Below are 18,509 nucleotides of genomic sequence, written 5' to 3'. Positions count from 1 at the left end.
CCGAATCCTCCTCCACGAAGTATTTCACGGCAATCTCCTTTTGCTAACCAACACTTCCCGTGCCATGTTTTCGACAACGGGCGCGCGGGGGCCTCCTCCAGACAGCCAAACCCATGCAGCGTATCAATGATATGCGCGTTTCATCGGTCATAAGATTGTTTCATGCGCAAATAATATAACATTAGGTCATGCAAAAAGTTTGGAGAGGCGACCCCGATTGCGCAGTTTCGCGCAGCGAATGCTCTACCATCGGGGTGGAGTCTCGCCAGCCTCAGGACCGAGTGATCCAAGTGTTTTGGCTTCTGCCGTTTGTTTGTTTTTGTAAGGCATTGCAAGACAAAGGAATGTCTCCCTGCAGACGACAAGGCTCTTTATAGCAAGCAACTTCATCGAAAAAATGTTGCCAAGCATCAAAGACTGGAGGCGCATCTCAACACGATAGGGCAAATCCACTCAGGCCTTCCGCTCCGCAATCCATAAACTGCAATCTGAACCGAGATCTCTGCGGGTCTGAATTACAGAGATCTCGGGAAATCAAAATAAGACATTGGATGATTGCCAACTGATGCGAAGTTTCTCGCCTATGATGTGCTTAACCCTGTGAATTATTCAATTTTGGCAAGGACCTCGCATGAGCAGCAGCTTCACCGGAATAGGGGAAATCATCCCCGAGCTGCTGGTCGCCCTTAAAGACTTTGAACGACGGCCCATCGACCTCCACAATCTTGTAACCGTTTACGTATTCGATCTTCGACGTTTTCCACCCCAATACAAGCTCTCCTATTTCAGGCCGCTGTCTCAAAGACGGGTTTGCGGGTAGCCCATAAGCACAGCTGTATCAGGTGCCTGGCCAAAGAGCCAATTCCCTGAAGCCGATCCGGGATTTCAGGTGAGAATGACGCAAGATCAACCAGGTCTTTGCCGCGTGTCCAGCTTACAACTCTCTCACATTCAAAAGAGGAAGCTTGCGAGACCGAAAGGACGGCTTGAGGGATCATCCATGTCATCAAGCGGCACCTCGATGGCATTGATTAGGGTTGGCTTGCAGCCGCCTGGCAGTGCCAAATGAAACGCCCCGCGACGGCCAGCTGACTCCGACAGGCGCAGGACATGTCCTTCCCCATCTTCCGCGGGCTTGAGGGCATGCACACGAACACTTTGACCGGAAAACCCGATGGGTGCGATATCGTAGTTTTCAGCGGTGGTGGCTGGCGTGAAATGCAGGCCCGCATTGACGAGATCAGCCTCCGCCTGAACCTCTTCGCTCCACCAGCGACCATCATGCGGCAAAAGGGCGTAAACGAAATGGTGATTGCCCTCGTCGGCCAACATATCGGGAAACATTGGGCCACGAACAAGGCTCAAAGTTAGCCGCTTGCCCTTGGCAGAAAAGCCATATTTGTCAGCCGAGAGCAGGGCTGCACCCCAGTCTGTTTCCGAGAGTGAAACAAAGCGATGGCCGCAGGATTCGAACTGGGCTTTCTGCCAGCTGGTATTGTCATGCGTAGGCCTCCGGGTGATGCCAATGGCCTGATCGAACACGGCGTCCTCTGCCAACACGGTTACGGGGAAGGCTGCACGCAGATAGGTGCGCCGGTCGTGCCAATCGAGATCAGTGACGAATTCCATCCGTGGACTGTTGGACCACAGCCGGATTTTTTGCCGGATCATGCTGGCTGAAAAGCGTCTGGTGATGGTGATTTCTGCCAGATGCGGGCCATTGGCCGTCACCTCCATCGTTTCAAGCGACAGCCATTCCTCTTCACCAAGCTCAAAGCCGGGCTCAATGTCCCAGGCGTCGAAATTGCGCGGCAGATCATTGCGATACAGCAGCAATTGGTTGCCGGGGCCGTCCATCAGCTCACGGTCTGATCTCTTGTCGATCAGGCTGATCATTCGGCCTGCTTCATCCAGAGTCAGCCGGACAAAATCATTCTCCATGGTTTTGCCGTCCGTTGTTACACGGCGCGGGCTTGAACTGCTGACAAAACCGAGACTGAGTGGCTTCAGATTACGCTCAATGGCCGCAACATAGCGCCCGTTCAGCTCTTGCGCTTGCAAGGCGGCGGGCAGGGGGCTTGCGCTTTCAATCTGGAATGCGGTTTTTCTGGAGCCTGACAGGTTGGCCACCAGCAATCCTTCGAGATCACCGCTATGGCGTGCCGCAATGGCTTGCAGGCGGGTCTGGATCAGGGTTGTTGCATCATCGATGACGCCCTCCAGCTCTGGTTCGGTTTGCTGATAGACCTCGCGGATGGAAGAACCTGGCAAAATGTCGTGAAACTGGTTTCGAAGCAGCAATTCCCATTGAGGTTTCAGGTTGCTCTTCGCAGGCGCTCCGCCTTCTAAGGCATCGAGTACGGAGAGGGCTTCCGCAGCCACCAGAGCGGCTTCTGCCTGTCGGTTGAGTTGCTTGGTGCGCGCCTGCGTGGTCAATGTTGCCCGGTGGTATTCCAGATAAAGCTCGCCACGCCAGACGGGCAGGGCTGCCGCTTCAAGATCGTTTGCCAAGGCCTGAATATGTGGCTCGATCGCTCCATGCTCGACGGTTGGAATGGCTGGCATGAGATTGAGAAGCGGCAGGGTTTCGATCTGATCCGGGTCAGGTCCACCGCCGCCATCGCCCCAGCCGTAGGAGGCAATGACGGTATCGGTCATATCCTTGGCAGCATGTTTGCCCCATACTTCACAAAGGGCGGCAGGCGTCATCAGCATATTGTAGCCGTCATTGTCATAGGCGTCGAAAGTGTGAACCAGCACCCGCGAGCCATCATTGCCTTGCCAACGGAAAAGATTGTCTGGCAGGCTGTTGGTCTCATTCCACGATACTTTGATTGTCACCAATGTGTCGATTCCAGCGTGCCGCATGATCTGCGGCATGGCGGCAGTAAAGCCAAATGTATCGGGCAGCCACGCCGTGCGGCTGGTGATGCCGAAGTGTTTTTGAAAATAGCGCTGCCCATACAGAAACTGCCGCAAAAAGGCCTCTGCCGAGGGCATGTTGGTATCACACTCCACCAACATGCCGCCGATGACTTCCCAACGGCCTTCCGAGACGCGCTGTTTGATCTCTTCAAACAGCGCCGGGTCTTCTTGCTCAACATGCTGATAGTAAAGGGAGGACGATTGCAGAAAACGAAAATCATCGTGCCGCTTGAGCAATGCGTTGACACTGTTGAAGGTTCTGACGATTTTTCGCACCGTTTCCGGCTGCGGCCAAAGCCAGGCATAATCAATATGGGCGTGACCAGTCACCAGCACACGTCCCTGTTTGGGGTAGGCATTTCGAAGCTCAGTCAGCATGGCATCAAGCCTGACGGTTGCCGTCTCAACAGAAGCAAGCGCTTCCTGCGTCAGGGCGTTTGGTGTGTCGGTCGGCTCAAAACTGCGCTCCCATATATCGCGCGCCCAAGTGCGGCTGGCCAGACGAGGGCCGACATCCTGTGTTGCTGTCGGCAGCCGCAAACCTGAGAGAACAATTTCTGCCGCTTCATAGAGCGTACGGGCAAGCTCTTTGTCTTTCACCGTGTCGGCGGTGTTGCGTAAAGTCAGCAGGCGACGGCGCAAGGCGCGAATTTCGGGATAATATCGATAAATCTCGGCCATGGAGAGCACGGGGTTGCGATTGGGCACGCCAAACAGACTGCGCGCGGCGGATTCCGCTCTGATTTTGAAGGGAATGCCGCGGGGGACATCAAACCTGCGATGACAGGGGTTAGCCGCAAAACTCTCGAGAATCTCGCCATCCAGCCCAATCAGCCGCACAAGGCTTTCACCACCAAAATCAAGCCGCAGCTCCACGCCGGGTTCTTCTGGTATCATAATTGCGTCTTCCAGCAGAAACGTGTGAATGCCATGGCGGTTTGGCCACGCGTCACCAACACCCATGTGCGTCGTCAGCCCTTCCGGCGTGCTGGCGAGGAAGGCCCCAAGTGGTATGCGCTCGCGTAGCTCATACGCTTCCAGTTCATCGGCCCAAACTTCGATGTGACGCGAGAGCTGTTCAAGGCTACGCTGGCGGTCTCGATAGGCACGCATGATGGTCTCCCGCATTGGTTTTGTTTGGCACTGCAACATTTAATCATTGCTGATGATATAATATTTTTGAGAAAACAGGATCGCGATTTTTCTGCTGCATTTGGCGCGATCATAGCGAATTATCGCATAATATCGACCGATATCTCTCAAAAATATCGGATTTCTTTGTGTGTTGCGCTCGGCTGATGAACACGCGAATTGCCATTTCGATGCGAATTCTGGCGGAATATCGTCGAGTCCGATGGGCTATGAAAACGAATATTTGTTCAATTGTTTGCTTGACAGAGGCGATATAATTCGTGTTAAGAATTTAAATATTGGCAGATAGAGACGTATCTAAAGCGCAGTCGCCAATCTGGAGTGGGAACCTGGCCTTATCCGTGGCCAAACAAAGGGCAGGCGCGTGTCCGTGCTGCCGATGGAGGTGTCAATGCGCATGCAACGACGTGAATTCCTGAAATATTCTGCGACAGGTGTTGGTCTGGCGCTGGCTGGTTCAAGGCCAGCCTTTGCGGCCCCCGGCGTTCTCGACATATTCTTCAACAGCGATACCAATGTCATTGATTTCTGGACCCAGGTGATCAAGCCGGGTTTTGAGGCGGCCCATTCCGGTGTGACGCTCAATCTTGTTCCGGGCGGTGGTGGCTCCGCGATGAATTCTCTGGCTGATCGCGCTATGGCCGCCTTCAAAGCCAAGAAGGACCCGCAGGTCGATATGCTGGAAGCTGTCACCCCGTTTTATCCCACAGGGTCGCTGGAAGCGGGTCTCTGGGTGGATTTTTCCAAGGCTGGCCTGTCCAATTACGACAAGGTCAACCCGGTCGTGGTGCAAAGCCCGGCGCTTTTGCCCTATCGCGGCTCGCAAGTCGTGATGATGTATAATGCCGACAAGGTCAAAGCCGTCCCCACCACCTTCAGGGAGCTTGTGGCGTGGATCAAGGCCAATCCCGGCCAGTTTGCCTATGCTCGTCCTGATCTTGGCGATTCCGGGGCATGCTTTATCGAGCGTGCGCTTCAGGAAGTCACTGGCTTGAACCCCGACCTGTTCCTGCCGGAAAATTACACCCCGGCCTATGCCGAGCCGCTGTTTTCCAAGCTCTGGCCTTTGCTCAAGGACATCCAGCCCTCACTGTTCAATGGCGGTGAATACACCTCCGGCAACACAGCGTCCATCCAGATGCTGGCCAGCGGCGCTGTTTCCATGACCGTTGCCTGGTCGGACATGGCCTTGCAGGCGATGAGCCAGGGCGTGGTGCCTGAGACAACATCTGTTGCGCAGTTGCAGGATCTGGCGTTTACCGGCGGTTTTTCCGGCATTGTCGTGCCAACGGTTGCGGCCAACAAGGATATGGTGCTCAAGCTTGCCGATTACCTGATCACAGCGGACATCCAGAACCATGTGGTGACCGACCTCGGCGGCTTCCCCGGCATCAAGTGGGAGTTTATGTCCAAGGAACTTCAGGATAAATTCGCAAAAGTCGCGCCCAAATCCATCCCGCTTTTCCCCGGCACATGGGAGCCTGCACTGTTTGAGGGCTGGTATCGCAACGTCGCCTCAAACATTAAGCGCTGAGGCATGGTGATGCGCACGCATGGCCTCTCGGAAGGATCGCGCTGGACCGGATTGGCCTTTGTGGCCATTCCGGTTCTATCCATCGTGATTTTTCTGTTCTATCCGGCGGCGCTGACCATTATCGGCACCTTCTGGCGTGAAGGCCGTGATGGTGTCCATACGCTGAATTTTGACAGCTATGTTTTCTTCTTCACCGATGCCTATAGCCTTGCCAATCTTGGTAGAACACTCTGGACCACATTCGTCAGCCTTGCGCTGCTGATTGCCATCAATCTGCCGATTGCGCTCTACATGCGCTTTACCCGTGGTCCGCTGGCCAGCCTGATTCAAGGCTTGGCGTTGTTTCCCATGTTTGTTCCCGGCATTATCATCTGCTACGCACTGATCCGCTATCTGGGGCCGAATGGCTGGCTGCAAAGCCTGCTATCCTTTATCGGGTTCCATCATTATGCATCGCCCTATCTGACTCCTTGGGGGCCGGTGATCGGCCTGCTCTGGGACGGTATGCCGCTCACTTTGCTGATCTTGATCTCCGGCCTGTCGGGCATTTCGGATGCCTCAATTGAAGCGGCCCGCGATGTGGGCGCGGGACGGCTGCGGATTCTGGTCCGCATCATCATTCCGCAGATCATGCATTCCCTGCTGATCGTATCGGCGCTGAATTTTCTTGGCTTCTTCGGCCAAGCCCTGATGCCCTTCATGCTGGGACCAACGAGCCCGGAGATGATGGGGCCGTTCATGCTGCGCACATTTGCAAGCGTGCGTGATCCGCTGCAAGCCTCAACGCAGGCGACGATCACCTTTCTCATCTGCTCTCTGGCCGGTATTGCCTATGTCCGCTCGATTGCCCGCAAGCCCCAAGACGGAGAGTGATGATGTTCCTGTCCAGTCGCCGCCATGATGTGTTTGGCCTGATCATTCTGCTGTTTCTGATTGTCTTTATCGTTCTGCCCGTGCTCACGGTTTTTCTCTGGGCCTTTGCTGAGCAATGGTTCTATCCCTCCGTTCTGCCGACCAAATGGGGCTTTCGCTTCTGGTCTGCGGTTTTGGCCCGGCCCGATGTCTGGGCGGCCCTTTGGACATCAGTTGAGCTGTCGCTGACCGTCACATTGCTATCCGCCATCATCTGCCTGCCAGCGGCCTATGCCTTTGCCCGCATGGATTTTCCGGGGAAATCGGTATTCATGCTGTCATTTCTGATGGCCAATGCCTTTCCGCGTTTTGCATTGATCATTTCCATCGCGGTGCTGTTTTTATCCTTCAATCTGGTGGGCACCTTTACCGGCGTGGTGATTATCCAACTGCTGAATACCCTGCTGTTGATGATCTGGCTGCCAACCGCCGCGTTCAGAGCTGTCAGCCGGGATATGGAAGAGGCGGCTCGCGATGTCGGCGCAAACCGCTGGCAGGTGTTTCGCCACATCACATTGCCCCAAGCTTTTCCCACGATTGCCGCTGCCTTGCTAATGACCTTCGTTTGGACCTTCTACGAGACGGAAGGCGCGTGGCTGGTGGGTGCACCGCGCATTCGCACCATGCCGCTGTTGATGATGTCGATGATCAACAATCAGTTGGTGGTGCAATACGGGGCTGTGCTGTCGGTCATGCTCTGGGTGCCGTCTCTGGCCGCCATCCTGATGGCGCGCCGGGTGATTGGCGGCGAAGCTTTTGCCAAAGGGCTCGGCGGATGATGATGATTAAAACCTATTTTCGAGAAAGACACTGAACACATGTCCACACTCGCCCTCGAAAACGTCTCGAAAAACTATTCCATCGTCACCGCGATTGAGCCTTTGTCGCTCACGATTGATGATGGTGAACTGGTCTGCCTGCTCGGCCCATCCGGGTCGGGAAAATCAACATTGCTGCGCATTATTGGCGGGTTCGAGACGCCGTCGGGCGGCAAGGTGCTGATTGATGGCGTGGATGTTGCACGGACGCCGCCGGAAAAACGCCCTACCGCCATGGTCTTCCAAAGCCATGCCCTGTGGCAGCACATGACCGTGTTTGAAAACATTGCCTTTGGCCTGACGCTGCGCGGCCTGCCGAAAGCCGAGATTGCCCGCAAGGTCTCCGATGCCTTGGCCATGGTGGGGTTGGCGGATTATGGCAAGCGCCTCCCGGCACATCTGTCCGGTGGCCAGCGTCAGCGTGTTGCCATTGCTCGCTGCGTTGTGCTGGAGCCCAAAATTCTGCTGATGGATGAGCCTTTTGCCAGCCTTGATCAACACCTGCGCGACCGTTTGCGCGAAGAGGTGCGGCAAATCCAGAAAAAACTCGGCATTACCACCGTGTTCGTCACCCACGGTCAGGATGAAGCGCTCTCTGTTGCTGATCGGATTGTGGTGATGAGCATGGGGCGGATTGAACAGGTGGGCACGCCGCGTGAAATTTACTCAACGCCCAATTCGCCTTTTGTTGCTAGCTTCATTGGCGATATGAATTCCCATAGCATTCAGATCAACCAAGGTGGCGCGCATCTGGGTGGCGTTGCTATTGATGCGCCGATAGAGACGGGCGAAGCGCTGTTAACTGTGCGCCCGGAAGATATTGTCCTCTTGCCATCAGATGACGGCCAAGGGGCGTGTGTGCGGCGTATTGTCAATTATGGCTCTTTCCTCAAGATCGAGGCGCAAGCGCAGGATGGCACCGTCTGGAAAGTTCAGACACCAAAAGACGCCGACATCAAGGAAGGCGTGTTCTATACACCCGTTGTCGCCCGCTACACCGTGTTTCGTGATAACAAGGCCGTGCATCATGCAGGGCCTGCATAATCATGACCGGTCGTCTGCGAGAATCTGCCGGAAATAGAGATGGCGGAAATTATGGCTGGTGGTGACAAAAATCGGCAGCATCGCCGCCCCCGTCACCGCCGCATCCTCAATCAGCGTTGCAGGCAAAAGCCGTGGCAAGGCCCGGTCACGCCGAGCCGATGGCGTGGGGCGCAGCGGATAGGCGCGATCCACCAGCCGTTCCACCAGCGCCCGTGGCAAGGCACCGCCCACGGCAATAAAGCCGGGATCGAACATCACTTCAATGACCGCGCAGACATCACGCAGCACACTGGCCGCAGACGCCAGCCAATCCATCAACCGATGATCACGCCGCTCCAGCAGGCTCAAGATGCTCTGCTCATCCATGGACTGCTCTGATAGACCGCAAGCGGCTGCCAGCCCGCCAATAGAAAGAACACCGCCCTGAACAGCGCTGCTGGGATTGTCCGGCCAGACCGGATTGGCGCCAAGGCCAAGGATTGGCAACAGCCCGATTTCGCCGGCATTTCCGCCAACACCCTTGAAGGGATAGCCATCAATAATCAGCCCTGCACCGGCTCCATGGCCGATGTAGAAATAGGCAAACGACGCCTCTTGCGCATCATGGCGGTGAAGGCGCTCGCCAATGGCTGCTGCCGTTCCGTCATTTTCCACCAGAACGGCAAAGCCGGTCAGGCGTTGCAGGTCTTCAGCAAAGGATGCATCGCGCCAGGCCTCCCAATGCCGCATGGAAAAATCGAAATCATAGACATCGGAGCCAAATGTGGGCAGTACCAGACCAAGGCCCCAGATGCGCTCCGCAGGCAGGGCATTGTCGTGCAGCAATGTTGTTATGGTTTGCGCCAGCATCCGCACGGTCACATCGGGGTTTGCCGTATCACACCGCATCGACTTGCGGGCGCGCTCCTGCCGTTTCAAGTCAAACACCAGAATATGACACTGGTTCTGATCCAGATGAACCCCGATTGAAAAGCCCGCTTCGGCATTGGCCTCCAAATAGATTTGCGGCTGACCGCGCAGACCTGAGGAGCGCCCGGCCTCGACGATCAATTCCTGCTCGAGCAGTTCGCGGGTGATGGACGAAATGGTTTGGGGTTTCAGCCCGACAATGGCTGAAATCTCCACCCGACTGATGGGGCCGCGTTGAAAAATGGTTTCAAACACCAGACGACGATTATGAATGCGGGCATCTTCAATCCGGCTGCCCGCAATAATGTCCTCACCGTCGCGGGCAAAGCCTCCATCAAACCGATCCAGAAGTGTCACGGCTGTTCCTTCGTCCTATTGTCGCACGCCACTCTCGGTATGGATGTTAAATCCCAAGCTCACGCAAGACCTGCCGGTTGTGGCACGCAATCGGAAAAGGCTTCTCCGGAGGGCAGGGATACATATCCTGTTCATAAACGGCATAGCCATCAAACCCACGGGTTGCAAGAAAATCCCGAACCTCTGCAAAATCCACCATGCCCTTGTCCAGCTCGCACATAACCCCCGACTGGAAGCCCTCAATGAAGTTGATGTTGTTTTGGCGTATATGCGCCAGCAAAACGGGATCTACATTCTTGAAGTGGTAATAGGGAATACGGTCCGCATAGCGCTTCATAAAAGCCACGGCATCGGCACCGGTATAGGCGTGATGACCAAAATCGAAGCAAAGGCCGACGCTGTCTTCGGGCGTTTCTTCGAGAAGGCGAATGACTTCGGCTTCCGTTTCGACGCCAGAGCCGACATGCGGATGAAAAACGAAAGAAAGCCCGTGCTCTTCCGTGACATAATGGGCCGCATCCTTGATGTTGCGGATCATCGATGCCCAGTCTTGCGGGGAAAGCGCGCGGTTTTTGCCGGGGAGGGGCAGGTCTGAATCATCCATCAGCACCACCCACTCAGCCTTCATGGCTTTCAAAAGACCGCAGGTCTGCTCAAGCCTTGGGCGTAGGGTTTCCATGGCGTCTGCGGGGGCAAGCAGGTGCACAAGGGCTGATCCGCATACGCTCAATCCACGGCTACCGAGGGCATCTGTCAAATGAGATGGATCGGTGGGCAGATAGCCCCAAGGCCCGGTCTCTGTCGCTGTGAAGCCGGAGTCTCGTACCTCGTCCAGATAGCGCTCCCAAGGGGTCTGTCGCGGATCGTCTGCATACCAGACGCCCCAGGCGTCGGGCGCTGTCGCAAGCTTCATAATCGACTCCATTGATTATTAAATCTACAATGACACCTTAATCGATCCGATTTGAAAGCAAAAGAGCATTGCGTTAAAAATGCTATTTTCTTGAAAATCGGACAAAATAAAGCGAATTCAATCATTAAGCCATTTCCGTTTTCAAAATTCTGTGCCGAGGCTGCTCATTTCGTGCAAAACATCTCTTGATATAATCATTATTGTGTATTTAATTCGGCCTGAAATATCTATCGCATCTTGAAAGCTGGTCGAAGGCGGGAAATCCTATGGTGAGACTTGGTCTTGTTGGGCTTGGAGAAGTGGCGCAGTTGATCCATCTGCCGATTTTGCAGAGATTGACCGAAATGTTCACGCTTGCGGGCGCTTATGATCCGTCCCCCAGCGTGGCCCAGTCGATCTCGACACGGTGGAGCATTGAGCGCGTATTTGAAAGTGTCGATGCGATGATTGCGTCACCGGATATTGATGCAATTCTGATCATGAGCCCGGATCAATACCATGGCCGTCATGCCCGTGCGGCCCTGAAAGCTGATAAGCATGTTTTGATTGAAAAGCCCTGCTGTTTGACGATGGAAGACCTCGCTGCACTCAGTGATGTGGTGGAGCAGACAGATCGCATTGCCATGGTTGGCTATATGCGTCGATTTGCGCCCGCCTTTCTGGAGGCGAAAAGGCGGTTGCCAGCCTTTGCCGACATTACCTACGTTCGTGTCCGGGATGTCATCTGCGAAGGCCCCTGGTATTTTCGCCAGACGGATACGGTTGTCACGCCCAAGGACGATATTCCGGCAAGCCTTATCGAGGAAAGCCGTAAGTTGCGTGGTACGATGATGGACAGCGTGCTTGGCCCGAATGCATCCGCTGAACTTCAGACGGCGTATTCTGTGCTGACAGGGCTTTCGTCTCATTCCCTCTCGGCCATGCGGGATCTGCTGGGCAGTCCCAAGCGCGTGATTGCCGCCGAGATTAAACAGGGCGGCAGCCAGATCACGGCCCTCTTTGACTACGGTCATTTTACCGCAATTTATGAATGCATGATTGGCGATGTGGTGCGCTTTGAAGCCGGTTTCGAGATCAACTCTCGCTACAATCGTCTGGCCTTTGAATATCCAACCCCTTACATCCGCAATCTGCCGATGGTGCTGGATATTCAAAATTCCACCGATCACGATAACAGCCTCACCCGGCTTGGCCCCTTTCATCAAGACCCCTTTGATGTCGAGTTGCGAGCATTCCATGCGGCGGTCAAGCAAGGCGGCGAGAACCGAACGCCGCCATCAGAGTCCATGGCTGATCTCGATCTGTTTGCCGCTATTATCTCTGCTGCACGCAAGACGGACTGATGATTGCAACGACTGGTATCGCGGTAATCGCAGGACTGCACAGCGCCAGATCGCGCATCTGTGTCAATCAAAGTTCAGTCGTCTTATCTTTACCGTCAGCTCCGGTGTATGTATTGACGGACACCAATCGCTAACGCCGGATATCTTCATCGAGCAATCATGCCCCAAGCGATTGAACCGAGGGCAAAAAGTCCGAACGAGATCAGTATCAGTCCGGACAAACGGGAAACCCAGCGGGCAAAACTTGAGGGAAGGCGCTGTCGCGCCAATGCAATGCCGCCACTCAATAGGAACCACCACAGCAACGAGCCAAGGAAAACGCCTGCGACCACGAAAAACGCATTTGTCGCCCCCGATGCGCCAGCAAGGCCAAGACCGGCAAAAATTGCAGCAAAGGACAGAATGGTCACAGGGTTGGTGATCGTCAGGAAAAAGGTTGCAGCGATGGTACCGAAAAGATCGCGCGCTCCAACCTTGGCCGCGTCCGCGAGAGGTTTGGGCTTCAGGCTTTTCCAGCCGAGCCACACCATGAAAAGTCCACCGATGATTTTGAGCGGCGTATCGATTGTCGCAAGGGTCGCCGCGAAAGCGGAAAAGCCAAGCGCGGCGAGACTGGCGTAGACGGCATCTGCCAGAGCAGTCCCAAAGCCGCCCGCCACGCCGGCCCAGAACCCACGTTCAAGAGTCCGGTTGATGCACAAGGCGCCGATGGGGCCGAGCGGGGCTGCGACAGCAAGGCCAAGCACAATGCTTTTCAAAATGAGTGTCAGCTCCATCAGTCCAAACTTCCCTTCGGCATGAATGGTCCTGGCACCACAGATGAGAGAGCAATGATTGTCTCGCTACGTGCAAGGAATCTGTTCTGTTTCATTGCCGCCAGGAAGGCTTCGATTTCCGCCAGCGACGCGACATGAACCTTGATAAGATAGGACCATTGCCCGGTCACATGGTGACATTCCGCAATAGCGGACTGGGACGCAGCATAGGTACGAAAGCTGGCCTCGTCCGCATCCGCCGCCAAGGCGATCCACACGAAGGCGATCACCGGCAAATCGAATGCGGATGGATCGGCATCAACGGTGACACGGCGGATCGCCCCACTCGCGGTCAGGCGTCTGATGCGCTCGTTCACCGCCGACGCGGAAAGCTCGACGATATTGCCAATATCGGCAAGCGAGCGGCGGGCGTCTTCGGCAAGAAGACTGACTATTTTGCGGTCTATAATATCCATATCCGCATAAAACCACGTAAAATTACAAAATACAATATATTATGTGGTGACATTGTCGTCGCCTTATAATTTAGGGAATCTGGCGAACACAGGTGATGGCTCGTATCCGTTCAAGGCGAAGACGAATGAAATCCAGGCAGATGCGGATCAGCTATTCATCCGATCCGCTATGCAGCTTCCTAAACCTGATTGAAGATTTTCACCGCAAGCGCGGTCTTGTCCTGAGGTAGGAAGCGTGCGTAATGCTGCTGAACAATATCCGCTGTGTTCTAGATGACATAGCTGTCCTACTGGTAGGAGCCGGTCTGTTTCAGGATAGGCGTTGCCAGAATATCCCGAAGATTGTGCGGTCCGCCTAACAGCAATCCCTTGATGGCACCGCGGCCAGCTTAGCGGTTGTAGATGCCATAACGCTGGATCAGCGCCGCCAAGATTTTTTGCCCGACCAAGCAGCATACCGCGATGGCGATCGCAGCCTCTGTCTGTTGGGCAAGGAACGACCGGGCACGCAAACGCAGCCCAATAACGCCTTTGTATCGACCCATCGCGGTTTCAACCAAAGCCCGTTTGCCAGTGACTGCCTTTGAAATCGACCATGACCGCTCAAATCTACCTGTCTGCTTACTTCAGACCGCATCTACCTCATGATCATCCAGGCGGCAAACTAAGCCGAAATTTTGCGACAAAGCCGCTAAAACAACAGCGCTCTGGTTTAGAGGCGCTAAAGCTTCCCCCTCGTAACGAATACTGCCCGCTTCTGCGATGCTTCATAAGCTGTTTGCAGTGATAAAAAGCGAGGGAAAGCAGATGAAACGATCCCTTCACATTCGATATGTTCGGCAATACCGCTCTCTCGTCGGGCGGGGGTGCGGATAAAAACTTGGAGTGTTTTAAATGCTCAGGCCGAGGCTTTTACGATATTCGACCGGGCTGAGCGATCCCAGCGATATCTTGATACGCGTTTCATTGTACCATCGGATATAGGCGTCCACCTCTGCCACGAACTGTTCGATTGTGATGGCCTTCCAGTCTCGTGGATAGAAGAGCTCGGTTTTCAACCGACCGAAGAACCCTTCGCACGCGGCGTTGTCTTGCGAGCAACCCTTTCGGGACATCGAGCGAACCAGTCTTGCTTCGCTGATACGGGTTAACCAGCCGGGCCATCGATAATGGGCTCCGCGATCAGAATGGATGATTGGCCGTTCCTCGCCGTTGGCGACGGTTCCGATGGCTGCATCCAGCATGGTGTTGACGAGACCCGCATCTGGTTGCGTTCCGATCGACCAGCTGATGACCATGCCGTCAAAGCAATCGATGATAGGCGAAAGGTACACCTTGCCAGCTGGGATCTGGAACTCGGTGATGTCTGTCAGCCACTTCACGTTCGGCGCTTTTGCATGGAAGTCGCGATTGATCAGGTTCTCGGGCGCTGGACTGATCTCTCCCAGATAGGATCCAAACCGCCGTCGACGCGGCCTGGCAACGACCAACTGCTCCTGCTTCATCAATCGCTGGACAACCTTTTCCGAGATTATCACGCTCTGTCTGGCCAGCGGCGCCTGCAGTCGTCGATAACCGTAGCAACGACGGTTCGCTTCAAAGATTTCCGTCATGCTGCGGCGGATAGCGACATATTTGTCTGCCAAGCCCATACGGATTTTGTGGTAGAAGTAGGAGCTCCGTGCCAAGCCCAATTGGGAAAGCAGTTCCGGCACTCGATAGATATTCCTAAGGGCGTCAACCAGCTGTGTCTTCTCCCGATTACTCAGGATCTGCAGATCGACGCCCAGGCCTTTTTTAGGAGTTCATTGGCCTTCTTCAGGAGATCATGCTCGAGTTGCAACTGGCGGACATCACGCTGGAGGGCTTCAAGCTGTCGCTCGAGTTCCTCACGTTCTGGCGCTTTGGAGTTGGCTTTGCGGCGTTTCATGGATGAAGAAGCCTCATGACCGAGAAGCTGGTCTTTCCAGCTATACAATGTCGGCCTTGAGACGCCCAGTCGGTCAGCGACCTGTTGAGTGCTTTCATCTCCACTGCATAATCCGATGACCCCCGCTTGCCGGACCTCCTCGCAATAGCCAGGGTGCCACGATCGACCGACCATCGGTCCGCGCCTCCGGAAACGCCTCACGAACCCATCCGGTTAGAGTTCCTCGACCGGGATAGCCGAGCGCCCTCATCGTCGAAGAGATGCAACGATCGTGAGTGCGGTAATGCTCAAGAGCAGCCTGCTTTTGAGCCTCGGAAAACTTTGGCGGTCGCGCTACCGCCTGAACACGCAAGTCGTGATTCTCGACGTACTCGCGATACCAGCCCCTCAGGGCATTTTTCGTGGGATATCCCAGCTGGCGAATGGTCGCGTTAAGTCGCTTGCCCAGCCGGATATAGAGCTTAACCGCTCGAAGTCTGTCTGCGTAGGAATACATGAACTACCTCCTGGTGGTCCAAGTTTTCGTCCGCCCCCCCCTATCTTGTGCTACCGGGTCAGTTCTCAGTGAAAATCAACAAACAACTCTACCGATCTGGCTTATATCCTCTCGAAAGCGCGCGAGTTCTTCGTTTCTCTTGATCTCGTCCGGAATACGCAGCAGGTAGGACGGATGAACGGTCACGAATAGATGTCGCGTGTCGTCCATGACAATTGGACGGCTGCGGACATCCTCCAAGCGGTCCTTTCGATCCGTGAGCGAAAACAGCGCGATTGCGCCCATGGCGACAATCAGCTTCGGTTTCACTATATCGATCTCTTGAGTGAGCCACCATCTGCATTGCTGCACCTCTGCGATATTCGGGCGCTGATGGATGCGGCGCTTTCCCCGTGGCTCATACTTGAAATGCTTCACCGCGTTGGTGACGTAGAGCGCGCGCCGGTCCAGGCCTGCCTGCGCCAGAGCCTCATCGAACACGCGGCCCGCTGGTCCGACGAATGGCCGGCCTGCGAGATCCTCCTGGTCCCCCGGCTGCTCTCCAACGATCATGATCTTTGCATCGACAGGCCCTTCGCCGAACACGGTCTGTGTTGCCCGGCAGAAGAGATCACATCGATTGCAGCGTCGCGCTTCCTGACGCAGCGCATCTATCGTGTCCGCTTCGGCCGCTGGCGCTGCCGGTACACGCGCAGCAGCGTCCTGGAGGCGATGATGGAAAGGGAGCGGCTCGCTGGCTTGTCGGTGGGCCATATCGATCAGCTTGGCTTCCGCTCCGGCAATCAGGCCGGGAATAAGCTCTGCCTCCGGCAGGTTCTTCCAATATTTCTTCGGCATCTCCGTCATCATCATCTTCACCTTCAAGCGGGCGGGATTGAAGATGGATGCATAATATATGCGCCAGAGATCGTCGGTTTCATCGCATATATCGGGCTTTACTGCCGGTTCGGTCGACGTCAGAAGTGTCTGGCCATCCCAGGACGCGGACCCGCGGGGCGTCAAAATAATCCAGTCCATGTCATTGAACCGACGTTGGAAAAACGGCGCGACGCGCGCGACGATAAAGTGGTCAGGCTCAAACCAAGCGACAAAGCGCCGCCGGCCTGCAACACCGACAGGCAGTGGCACTTCCTTGAAGCGCAGGAAGGCCGTCATCTTATGATAATCGCGCCCCACTGACTTCTGCATCCGGTACGCCAGCGCCACATCGGCATCCGTCTTCACCTCAAGAAGATGGCGTTCCTGCCTCAACCGAAAAAGAAGGCGATAAAGCAAGGCGAAGCGGCCGCGATCGGAATGACACACAACGGCTTCTCCAAGCTGAAGGAAGGCTGCCGGGACGGACATCTGCGCCGTGCCACCTGTGCGTTCTGCCGGGCTTGGCGCGCTGCCCTCTTTGGATCGGCTTGCGTCAGCACCAAACAAGCCCTGTTCATCACCGATAAGCTGCCAGTCGATTGCCTTTGGTTCGATCCCAGCCTGTAGGCACCGTCGCGCGGCCTCGCGCCATTCAGACAGATCACCTCGACCTTCGAGAAAGCAGGTCTCAGTCATAATAACGATAATTGTTCGGGCTTTGGCATGAACATCGCCCGCAAGTCGGCGCGATCGATCAAGCGATGCGGCGTCCAGCCCTCAGCAGTGATGAACGGCTGGACTTTTTTGAGGGACACGCCGAGACGCCCGATATCCTCGAGCCGCAGCCGCTTGAACCGCCGTGTTGAGAGAATGGATGTGACGGTCTTTGTGCCGAAGCCAGGCACACGCAGAAGCGCTTCCTTGTCGGCGAGATTGATGTCGACTGGAAATCGATCGCGATGGCCAAGCGCCCAGGCGAGTTTCGGATCGAGGTCGAGATCGAGCATGCCGTCTGGCCGTGCCGCCGTGATCTCTGCGATGTCGAACCCGTAGAATCGATAGAGCCAGTCTGCCTGATACAGTCGATGCTCCCGCATCAGCGGCGGCTTGATCAGCGGAAGGTTTTTTGACGAATCCGGGATCGGGCTGAAGGCGGAATAATAGACACGCTTCAAGCCATAGCTTCCATAGAGCCTCGCACTGGTGCCAAGGATGGTCGCATCGTCGGCAGCGTCGGCGCCGACGATCATCTGGGTGCTTTGCCCGGCGGGTGCGAACCTCTTTCGCCGCTTGGTCTGTAGGGTCGGGTCGGCCATTTCTTCGATCTTCAAGCGCAAATTGCCCATCGACTGGCGAATGTTGTCGGGCCGTTTTTCCGGGGCGAATTTCCCGATGCCCGCATCGGTCGGCAATTCGATATTGATCGAAAGGCGATCCGCATAGAGCCCGGCTTCCTCAATCAGTTGGGTCGACGCCTCGGGAATAGATTTGAGATGAATGTAGCCATGGAAATTATGTGTCGTGCGCAATTCGCGAGCGATGCGGACCATCTCTTCCATTGTGTAATCGGAAGAGCGGATGATGCCAGAGGACAGAAAGAGACCCTCGATGTAATTGCGGCGATAGAATTCGAGGGTCAGCCAGATGACGTCCTCGACCGAAAACCGCGCCCGCTCAACATTGCTGGACGACCGGTTGATACAATACGCACAGTCGTAAATACAGAAATTCGTCATCAGGATTTTAAGGAGAGAGATGCATCGCCCGTCCGGCGCATAGGCATGGCAGATCCCGGAGCCCTCCGTCGATCCCAGCCCGCCCGCGGCTGCTGCGTTCCGCTTTGTCGTTCCGCTGGAGGCGCAAGACGCATCGTATTTTGCGGCATCCGAGAGGATGGCGAGGCGTTCTTTGAGTGACTTTTTCATACGATGTTCACTAAATGTTCTAATCGTATCTGTCAACATTTGCGCGGTCTACAGTTCGATCTCCTAGAGTGAGGCGTGACCCCGTCTCTGCACGGCTGACAGCCTGAGGGTCCTGCGTCTGCGGTGTTTCCTGCGTTTTTAACGGTTAGGTCTTATATAGTT

The 18,509-nt window shown here is 55.3% G+C and carries 12 protein-coding genes and 3 pseudogenes; 5 read left to right on the top strand and 10 right to left on the bottom strand.

What is annotated here, in order from left to right; genetic code table 11:
* Nucleotides 1–951: 951 nt before the first annotated feature.
* Entirely contained in the window at nucleotides 952–4,038 is a 3,087-nt protein-coding gene (locus AVCG78_RS23490) for an alpha-mannosidase (RefSeq protein ID WP_081355367.1), read from the bottom strand.
* A 430-nt stretch (nucleotides 4,039–4,468) separates the two neighbouring features.
* Here AVCG78_RS23490 and AVCG78_RS23485 point away from each other — a divergent pair, with 430 nt between their 5' ends.
* The 4 genes from AVCG78_RS23485 to AVCG78_RS23470 are packed head-to-tail and all read left to right on the top strand — an operon-like array spanning nucleotide 4,469 to nucleotide 8,385.
* On the top strand, nucleotides 4,469–5,611 hold the full coding sequence (locus tag AVCG78_RS23485; RefSeq protein ID WP_081355361.1) for an extracellular solute-binding protein: 1,143 nt from the start codon (nucleotides 4,469–4,471) through the stop codon (nucleotides 5,609–5,611).
* Nucleotides 5,612–5,614: 3 nt separating this feature from the next.
* Nucleotides 5,615–6,484: an ABC transporter permease gene (locus AVCG78_RS23480; protein ID WP_156601702.1), complete on the top strand. Its 870-nt coding sequence runs from the start codon at nucleotides 5,615–5,617 to the stop codon at nucleotides 6,482–6,484.
* A 2-nt stretch (nucleotides 6,485–6,486) separates the two neighbouring features.
* Nucleotides 6,487–7,302 (top strand): ABC transporter permease, encoded by an 816-nt coding sequence (locus tag AVCG78_RS23475; protein ID WP_081355362.1) that lies wholly within the window; start codon nucleotides 6,487–6,489, stop codon nucleotides 7,300–7,302.
* A 39-nt stretch (nucleotides 7,303–7,341) separates the two neighbouring features.
* Nucleotides 7,342–8,385, top strand: coding sequence for an ABC transporter ATP-binding protein (locus tag AVCG78_RS23470; RefSeq protein WP_071203465.1), 1,044 nt, complete (start codon nucleotides 7,342–7,344; stop codon nucleotides 8,383–8,385).
* On the opposite strand, the gene AVCG78_RS23465 is transcribed toward AVCG78_RS23470, so the two are convergent.
* Both AVCG78_RS23465 and AVCG78_RS23460 read right to left on the bottom strand, forming a co-directional pair.
* Nucleotides 8,386–9,651 carry an ROK family protein gene (locus tag AVCG78_RS23465; protein WP_015918539.1) on the bottom strand — a complete coding sequence of 422 codons (1,266 nt, stop codon included), beginning with the start codon at nucleotides 9,649–9,651 and terminating at the stop codon, nucleotides 8,386–8,388. It lies immediately after the preceding gene.
* Nucleotides 9,652–9,697: 46 nt separating this feature from the next.
* The gene (locus tag AVCG78_RS23460) at nucleotides 9,698–10,564 is read right to left on the bottom strand and encodes a sugar phosphate isomerase/epimerase family protein (RefSeq protein ID WP_234796141.1); all 867 of its coding nucleotides are present in this window, start codon (nucleotides 10,562–10,564) and stop codon (nucleotides 9,698–9,700) included.
* 266 nt (nucleotides 10,565–10,830) lie between these two features.
* Between AVCG78_RS23460 and AVCG78_RS23455 the strand changes: the two genes are divergently transcribed.
* Nucleotides 10,831–11,907: a Gfo/Idh/MocA family protein gene (locus AVCG78_RS23455; protein WP_071203467.1), complete on the top strand. Its 1,077-nt coding sequence runs from the start codon at nucleotides 10,831–10,833 to the stop codon at nucleotides 11,905–11,907.
* A gap of 146 nt (nucleotides 11,908–12,053) precedes the next feature.
* On the opposite strand, the gene AVCG78_RS23450 is transcribed toward AVCG78_RS23455, so the two are convergent.
* The 7 genes and pseudogenes from AVCG78_RS23450 to AVCG78_RS23420 form a co-directional block, all read right to left on the bottom strand.
* Nucleotides 12,054–12,683, bottom strand: coding sequence for a LysE family translocator (locus tag AVCG78_RS23450; RefSeq protein ID WP_071584816.1), 630 nt, complete (start codon nucleotides 12,681–12,683; stop codon nucleotides 12,054–12,056).
* On the bottom strand, nucleotides 12,683–13,138 hold the full coding sequence (locus AVCG78_RS23445; protein ID WP_071203469.1) for an Lrp/AsnC family transcriptional regulator: 456 nt from the start codon (nucleotides 13,136–13,138) through the stop codon (nucleotides 12,683–12,685). Before AVCG78_RS23445 ends, AVCG78_RS23450 begins: the two co-directional genes overlap by 1 nt.
* Nucleotides 13,139–13,317: 179 nt before the next feature.
* Nucleotides 13,318–13,560, bottom strand: a pseudogene (locus AVCG78_RS23440) (hypothetical protein); the annotation flags it as partial.
* A gap of 33 nt (nucleotides 13,561–13,593) precedes the next feature.
* Nucleotides 13,594–13,710, bottom strand: a pseudogene (locus tag AVCG78_RS23435) (IS5/IS1182 family transposase); the annotation flags it as partial.
* Nucleotides 13,711–14,028: 318 nt separating this feature from the next.
* Nucleotides 14,029–15,564: pseudogene (locus AVCG78_RS23430) on the bottom strand (IS3 family transposase).
* A gap of 75 nt (nucleotides 15,565–15,639) precedes the next feature.
* Nucleotides 15,640–17,118 carry a UdgX family uracil-DNA binding protein gene (locus tag AVCG78_RS23425; protein WP_071203471.1) on the bottom strand — a complete coding sequence of 493 codons (1,479 nt, stop codon included), beginning with the start codon at nucleotides 17,116–17,118 and terminating at the stop codon, nucleotides 15,640–15,642.
* The gene (locus AVCG78_RS23420) at nucleotides 17,115–18,347 is read right to left on the bottom strand and encodes a putative DNA modification/repair radical SAM protein (protein ID WP_071203472.1); all 1,233 of its coding nucleotides are present in this window, start codon (nucleotides 18,345–18,347) and stop codon (nucleotides 17,115–17,117) included. Before AVCG78_RS23420 ends, AVCG78_RS23425 begins: the two co-directional genes overlap by 4 nt.
* Between the last annotated feature and the right edge of the window lie 162 nt (nucleotides 18,348–18,509).

This window comes from Gillisella vitis, from assembly GCF_021559775.1.
In the GTDB taxonomy this organism is placed as follows: Bacteria; Pseudomonadota; Alphaproteobacteria; order Rhizobiales; family Rhizobiaceae; genus Allorhizobium; species Allorhizobium ampelinum.
Note: the sequence above shows the minus strand (reverse complement) of the source record. Positions and strands in the feature narration are given on the sequence as shown.